The 7,983-nt window shown below is 39.5% G+C and carries 2 protein-coding genes; both read right to left on the reverse strand.

Features of this window, described 5'->3' with window-relative positions; all coding sequences use genetic code 11:
- Window positions 1-85: 85 nt before the first annotated feature.
- On the reverse strand, window positions 86-6,595 hold the full coding sequence (locus FJR06_RS21585; protein WP_168652244.1) for a non-ribosomal peptide synthetase: 6,510 nt from the start codon (window positions 6,593-6,595) through the stop codon (window positions 86-88).
- Window positions 6,596-6,951: 356 nt separating this feature from the next.
- Window positions 6,952-7,350, reverse strand: coding sequence for a hypothetical protein (locus FJR06_RS21590; protein WP_015078974.1), 399 nt, complete (start codon window positions 7,348-7,350; stop codon window positions 6,952-6,954).
- Between the last annotated feature and the right edge of the window lie 633 nt (window positions 7,351-7,983).

Genomic DNA, 7,983 nt, shown 5'->3' on the forward strand with positions numbered 1-7,983 from the left:
TTAATTAAATGGTTGTCAATAATTAATCTTGGAAATCAAGCATCTCACAGCAGGATTGTAGGTTTTAGGTAAACTATTAATTCATCTAACTCTTGGGGGTTTTTCTATTAATTTTTTCTAAGAATTTATCGAGCTGTTGTTGATTGATTTTAGCAGCAGCAAAATCAGAAGGGGTATAGGTGGATGACTCCTTTGATTTGCAGTGAAGAATCAGGGTTCTTAATACTTCCATGAATCCCAGCCCGAACTTTTCAATACTCGCTCCCTTGTGAACTTTCTTGCTATAAGCAAACTCCATTTCTAACTTTCCTGAGTGAATCAATCCACTTATTGCCAAGAGATGGCTGCAATATCCCCGCTGACTTTGTTCTGATTTCCATTCTTTAACTGCTCCCAACATGGCAGAAGCAGACAGAACTTGATCAAATTGACCTAAATAATTAAAACTGATTTCTGCTTGAGGTAAAGTTTGGAATTTATTTTGAATTATGGAACTTGGATGTAAATATCGCAAGATACCATAGCCAATACCATGTTTAGGTAGGCGACGCAGTTGTTCTTTCACTAATTTCAAAGTTTCTGCTAACTGATTCCCCAACCCAAGGTTGAATTGTACAGGAAATAAAGTAGTAAACCAACCGACAGTCCGGGATAAATCTATATCTTCAAATAAGTCTTCTCGTCCATGTCCCTCTAAATCAACAATTAATGAATTTGCTCCTGTCCATTCATGAAAGCTTTGTGCTAATGCAGTCAACAAAATATCATTAATTTGTGTATTATAGGCAGCGGGAACATCCTGCAATAAGGCGCGGGTTTCCTCCTCATTTAAACAGAGAGTCAGAGAATTAGTAGCAGCTAGTGTATTTTCTGTTTTTTGGTCAGGATAATCTATGGGCAATGAAGTAATATTCCCCGCAAACTGGGATAACCAATAATCAATTTCTGTGGACAGGTTTTCTGATTGGCTATATGCTTGTAACTGATTTGCCCACTCTTGAAAGGAAGTTGTTTTGGCTGGTAATTTGATAGTTTCGCCACTACTAAGTTGCTGATAAGCCGTTGCTAAATCTTCCAGTAAAATCCGCCATGAAATGCCATCTACTACTAGGTGATGAATAATAATTAGTAATTGACTTGGCCGATTAATTCCTCGGTTAAACAGCGCAACTCGGACAATTTCCCCTGATGATAAATTCAAGCTGGCTTGAAGTTCGGACTCTTTGGTTTTAATTACAGTTTGTTGTTCCTCTAAAGACAATGCCGACAAATCCACAAGCATAAAAGGAACTGTTTCTTGGGTTGTAGCATTAATATGTTGCGGGGGGTGGCTTTCAAGAACAAAGCATGAACGCAAAATATCGTGATGCGATAATAATTTTTGCACTGCTTGTTTTAATAAGTCTGGCTGTGTTATTGATGGAATCTCTAACAAGGCTGATTGATTAAAGTAATGAGCATCGGGGAAATTTTGCTCGAAAAACCAATGTTGAATAGGCATTAGCGGTATTGAACCTGTAACTAATCCCTGATTGGCTTTAATTTGCCGATTTGTGCCGACAACATTGGCTAACTCGGCAATAGTTTGATACTGAAACAGTTGTTTGGGAGTCAGTTGTAATCCGGCTTGATTGGCTCTAGAAATCATCTGAATACTGATGATTGAATCACCACCCAATTCAAAGAAATTGTCGTGAATGCTGATATTCGGTTGTCTTAAGACTTCAGCCCAAATTGCGACTAACTTTTCTTCTATGGGAGTCTGAGGCGCAACAAATCCTGCCGCTAAATTGGTGTCAGTAGTATCTGGGATTGGTAAAGCACGATGGTCTACCTTGCCGTTAGGAGTCATTGGTAGTTGATCTAATGGCACAAAGGTAGCAGGAATCATGTATGGAGGCAACTTCTGTTGGAGAAATTGGCGGATTTGCTCCAATTGGACTTGTGCTTGATTACCAATGATGTAGGCGACAAGACGCTTATTGCCAGGAATGTCTTCACGGGCAATGACGACGGCTTGATTCACCTGGGAATGTTGATTTAATATTGTTTCAATCTCACCAAGTTCAATCCTAAAACCACGAATTTTTACTTGAGAATCTATCCGTCCCAGGTATTCTAGGTTGCCATCAGGTTGATAACGAACTAAATCCCCGGTTTTGTATAATCTACTTTCCTCTGTGTTGACAAAAGGATTTTTAATAAATTTTTCTGCGGTCAATTCTGGCAGGTGCAAATAACCCCGTGCCACACCTGCACCACCAATATGGAGTTCTCCTGGTACTCCGATGGGAACGGGTTGCAAGTATTTATCTAAGACATATACTTGTACATTGCTAATAGGTTTACCAATGGGGATTTCCTGACGATGGAGAGTATTGTCTGATAATTGACTCAAAGTGGCAATTACAGTGGTTTCCGTTGGACCATAGCTATTAACTAATTTTGGATAATTACCTACCCATTTATGCCATGTTGCTACTTTTTCAGGTAGCGCTCTTTCTCCACCAATTATTACTAGTCGTAATGTTTCTGGTAAGGATAAATTGCCATTGGCTAATTCATTTACTAGCAAATGCCAGTAGGCTGTTGGTAAATCCCATACTGTTAGTCCCCAATTTTGGGACTGCTGCACAAATGCAGACACAGACTGTAACATTTCTTCTGTCCGCAGCACTAAGGTAGCACCACTGCCTAAACAGGGATAGATTTCTTCGGCGGCGGTATCAAAACTAATGGAGGCAAATTGGAGAACCCTATCGGTGGGGATGATTTGATATGCGGCGATCGCAGTTTGAGTAAAATTAACTAAGGAATTATGTTCAATCAGCACTCCTTTGGGTTTGCCTGTGGAACCTGATGTATAGATGACATAAGCTAAGTTGGTGGCTGTTACTGCCTGGTCAGGGTTCTCTTGACTTTGGGTAGCAATTACAGTTTTTTCGGTATCTAAACAAACTATTGACAGATTATGATCGGCGGCTATGGTTGCCCATTGCTGCATTGTTACCAGAATTGGTAGTTGAGCATCATTAACTATATCGCTCAATCGTTCGGCGGGATAGGCAGGATCTAAAGATACATAAGCACCCCCTGCTTTGAGGATTGCCAAAAGTCCCACGATCATCTCAAAGGAACGTTCAATGCAGATACCAACTAATGTATCGGGTTTTACTCCTAAGTTTTTCAGGTAGTGCGCCAGTTGATTAGCTTGTGTATTTAATTCTCCATAGGTAAGTTTTTGATGATCAAATACCAGTGCTACTGCATCAGGATTTTTGTCTACCTGTTCTTCCACTAACTGATGAATACATTTCCCTTGAGGATAAGCTGTTTTCGTCTCGTTCCAGTTAATTAATAATTGATGCTGCTGCTCTTTTGTGAGGAGGGGATATTGGGAAATTTGTTGATCAGGGTTAGCCACAATCTCTGCTACTAACGTTTGATATTCACCCGTCATCCGTTCAATGGTGGTGACATCAAACAGGTCACTATTATATTCCCAAACAAGAGTTATGCCCTCTGTTTCTATTCCTTTGGCTTCTTCTTGAGAATTGCGCCCTACCCGTTGTTCAGAACGAGGCATCACAACAACATCAAGATCGAATTTGGCTGATTTATTGTTGAGTGTCTCATGCTGTTTAATGCTCAATCCAGGTAGATTCAAATCAGGTAAAAGAGCATCATGGAAGCTGAACATTACTTGAAATAGAGGATTGTAGCTGAGATTTCTTTCTGGTTTGAGAATTTCTACGACTTTATCAAAGGGTAAATCTTCGTTAGCGTAACCTTCCAATGTAACATTACGCACTTGAGACAGAAGTTCTCGAAAGGTGGGGTTGCCAGATAAATCCGTGCGGAGGACGATATTATTAACAATCATGCCAATTAACCCTTCTGTCTCCCGCCAACGGCGATTAGCTACCCCAGATCCCACGCAAAGGTCTTCTTGTCCGGTGTAGCGGTAGATCATGGTCACAAAAACCGTAAACATACTCATAAATAAAGTCACCCCTTCTTGACGACCCATTTTTCTCAGGGCTTCACAAACATCTAGGGGCAGTTCCATGCGTACCATGCCGCCTTGGTAAGTTTGCTCGACTGGTCGCGGGCGATCGCCTGGTAACTCTAATACAGGAGGACTACCAGCTAATTTTTGTTGCCAATATTTTAGTTGGGCTTGTGCTGGTTCTGTTAACACCCACTGTCGTTGCCAATGGGCAAAATCGGCAAACTGGAGTGAGGGTTCAGTTAGCGGTGAGGGTTTTCCTTGGGAATAGGCTTGATATAATGTTAATAATTCTCGCAAAAATAAATTAAATGACCAACCATCATGAACCATGTGATGTTCAACATGAACTAACACATATTCTTGGTCGCTTAATTTTAATAATGTCCAACGAATTAATGGTAATTGACTAATATCAAAAGGCTCGTGAACTGCAATCTCTGTTAATTTTTGTACTTCCGATTCCTGTGCTGATTTGGGAAAATTTGACAGATCAATTACTGGTAATTTTACAGGTTGAGGTGGATGAATTAATTGTACCAACTTGCCCTCTACTGCCGGAAATGTCGTGCGGAAAATTTCATGACGACGCAAAATTTCGCTGAGACTTTCTTCTAGAATATCTATGTTTAAATTGCCCTTGATTCGCAAACTCTCTTGAAATTGGTAAGCAGTCATGGAGGGTGCTAATTGCTCAATAAAATACACTCGTTCTTGGGCAAAAGAAACAGGTAAATAACCCTCTCTGGAAATCGGCGTAATTTTGGCTAGGGGTAATGGTTGTTGTAGTTGCTGCTGCTGGATAATTACCTTAATTAAATCGTTAATCGTCGGGTTTGCAAAAAGTTGTCCAAAGGATAATTCAATTTGGAAAACATCCCGAATTCGAGACACAATTTGTGTGGCGATTAGCGAATGACCGCCTAATTGGAAAAAATTATCATCAATACCAATCTGTTCTACACCAAAAACCTTACCCCAGATTTGGGCAAGAGTTTCTTCCTGTGAGTTGCGCGGTGCTACAAAGGTTTCTTGAATATCAGGTATGGGAAGTGCTTGACGATCAATTTTCCCATTGGGAGTCAGAGGTAAAGCGTCTAGGGAAACAAAGACACTTGGGATCATGTAGCTGGGTAGCTGGTTTTTCAGGAAGCTGGGCAGCGTTGTACAGTTAATTTCCTCTTTTGATGATGGGACAATATAAGCTACCAAACGTTTGTTTCCAGGAACATCTTCCCGCAGAATAACTATGCTTTGAAAAACTTGGGGATGTTGATTGAGGAGGGATTCAATTTCTTCTAGTTCAATGCGGAAGCCGTTAAATTTTATTTGATTGTCAATTCGTCCTAAAAATTCTATGTTGCCATCTGGTAAATACCGTCCTAAATCACCAGTTTTATATAATTTTGAATTGTCAAAGGGATTTTTAATAAACTTTTCTGCGGTCAGTTCTGGGCGGTGCAAATAGCCCTTTGCAAGTCCAGCACCACCGATGTATATTTCTCCTATGGTTTCAGTCGGAACTGATTCCAGGTTTTGATCTAAGATATAAATTTCGATATTATCCCCCATTGGTTTACCAATAGGTATTTCTGTTCTTTCTAGTTGGGTGGCACTCAAACTGGATAAACAGCAAATTGAAGCAGCAACGGTAGTTTCAGTGGGACCGTAGCAATTAATTAACTGAGGGAAATGTCCAATATCCTTGAGCCACATTTTCACTCGTTCTGGTAATACCCGTTCGCCGCCAATAATTACTAAGCGTAATGATTCAGGTAATGCTATGGGATTCATAGCTAATTCATTTACTATTAAGTGCCAGTAAGCTGTCGGTAAATCCCAGACAGTTATTTGCCAATCTTGAGATTGCTGTACAAATGAGGAGACGGAACTTATCATTTCCTCAGTTCGTAGAACTAAAGTTGCACCACAACTTAAACCAGTATAGATTTCTTCAGCGGCAACATCAAAACTGATCGAGCTAAATTGGAGAATTCTATCGCCCGTGGATATGTTGTATTGAGCTATCGCCATCTGGGTAAAATTCACCAATGACTGGTGTTCAATCATTACCCCTTTGGGTTTTCCTGTAGACCCTGATGTGTAGATGACATAAGCCAAATGATCAGGTTTAACTGTATTCACAAGATGGCGATTCCTAGGTCGCGCTTCGCTATCACTATGATCAAAAATTGCATCATGTTGACTATCCAAACAAATAATTGTCCCTGAATAATCAGATATTAAAGTGGACCATTTTTCTTGCCTTACCAACACAGAGATTTGAGCATCTTGTATCATGTAGTTCAATCTTTCTGCTGGATAATTAGGATCTAGCGGCAGATACGCTCCCCCAGCTTTGAGAATTCCTAATAAACCCACTATCATCTCTAGGGAGCGGTCTAGACAAATTCCTACAAGTACCCCAGTTCCTACCCCTAGTTTTTGCAAATAATTAGCCAGGAGGTCTGTTTGCAAATCTAATTCCTGGTATGTCAGTTGCTTATCCCTAAACACGACAGCTATTGCTTGCGGAGTTCGAGCAACCTGGGCTTTAAATAACTCATGAATACATTGTTTCAACATAAGTTTACGGGTTGTTTAATAAGTTGTTGGTGATAGCGTAGCGTGACGTAAGTCATAGGGAACAGTTTCAACTAAGATATTTTACAACACACTGCGTTGCATTCGCATCCTGGATCATTTTTTGTTAGAAAATAATGGCCTTTGAGAGTGTGACCCGAAAAAATCAGACCCACAGGCCATTTTTCTATTCTCACTATAGCGGTATGCACTTGGTACATAATTGGACAAAATTAATTACACAAAAATCTGGACTGAAATCCTCGATTGGCAAAAGATTGGTAAATAACCAATATGCAATTAATTCTGTCTTGGCACTTACTATTCGCTCTTAAATGTTACCCAATTTAATAGTGAAATTATTCGTTTTCATCAACAATTTCCACTATTCTGGGTTCTGAAGCTGGTTCTGTGGAAGTAGAACTTACTGAACTTAGATGATCTTTCAATTTAGCTTTTAGCTCGTCTGAAATGGGTAGCTCTTCAATTTCTTTGATAAGTAATGTTTCTGACTCGGTTTTGAGCCGTTCTGAATAAACGGCCTTAATAATAGCTTCAATCCCGTATGCAGCAACACTATCTCCGACAACTGTTGTCAGACCAAGTAACCCTATACCACCAAGGATGCCCAAGGGTCCGCCTATTGCTGTGAGCGCAGCAACAATAGCAGCATTACTACCTGCTGATGTGACTGCTAAAATTAATAGAATTACGCCTGGAAGACCCAGACCAGCAAGTTTTTTTGCGATTTCGTCCATTTTGATCACCTAAAGTCCTGATATTGTTGGTTGAAACTTTTCTAGTGGGAATGAAATTGGAGTCTTGATATGGCAAGAAACCGATTCTAGAATTTATACTAAGTTAGCTAAAAGTCATTCGCTTTCAAATCAATTTTTAACATTTCCCTCCTTATTCACCTTAAATTTATAGCCATTCTCAATAATTTGGGACTTACACACTACAAGAATTAACCATCATTTGCATCTGTGAAAACTATACAACCTATTTGGTATTTTCTGTCCATACGTAAGTTTTATGATTAATCAAAAAACACTACAAATCAGGAAATTTAGAAAAGTCAAAAACATGACGATGAACTGATAGCTAGAATAACATTTCCATGCATAGTAATTCAGCAATATGAAATAAAATAGTAGCTTTATTATTACTCAAAAAGGTGTCCAATTTCCTATTTGAAGGTTGAAATACCTACTTTTCCTAGCGAGGGTAAATAGGGGCTGCTGAATAAAGCTAGAACTGAGATATATCAAGAGTTTGAAGGTAAAAAAGGTGAATCAGGTGCAAGGAATAAGGGTTGAAATTAGCAAAAACCTATCACTTGGATTCAATACTATTCTTCTCTTCTCTTCTTCTAATTCTTCCTCCTGACC

It is taken from the genome of Dolichospermum sp. UHCC 0352 (assembly GCF_009711925.1).
In the GTDB taxonomy this organism is placed as follows: Bacteria; Cyanobacteriota; Cyanobacteriia; order Cyanobacteriales; family Nostocaceae; genus Dolichospermum; species Dolichospermum lemmermannii.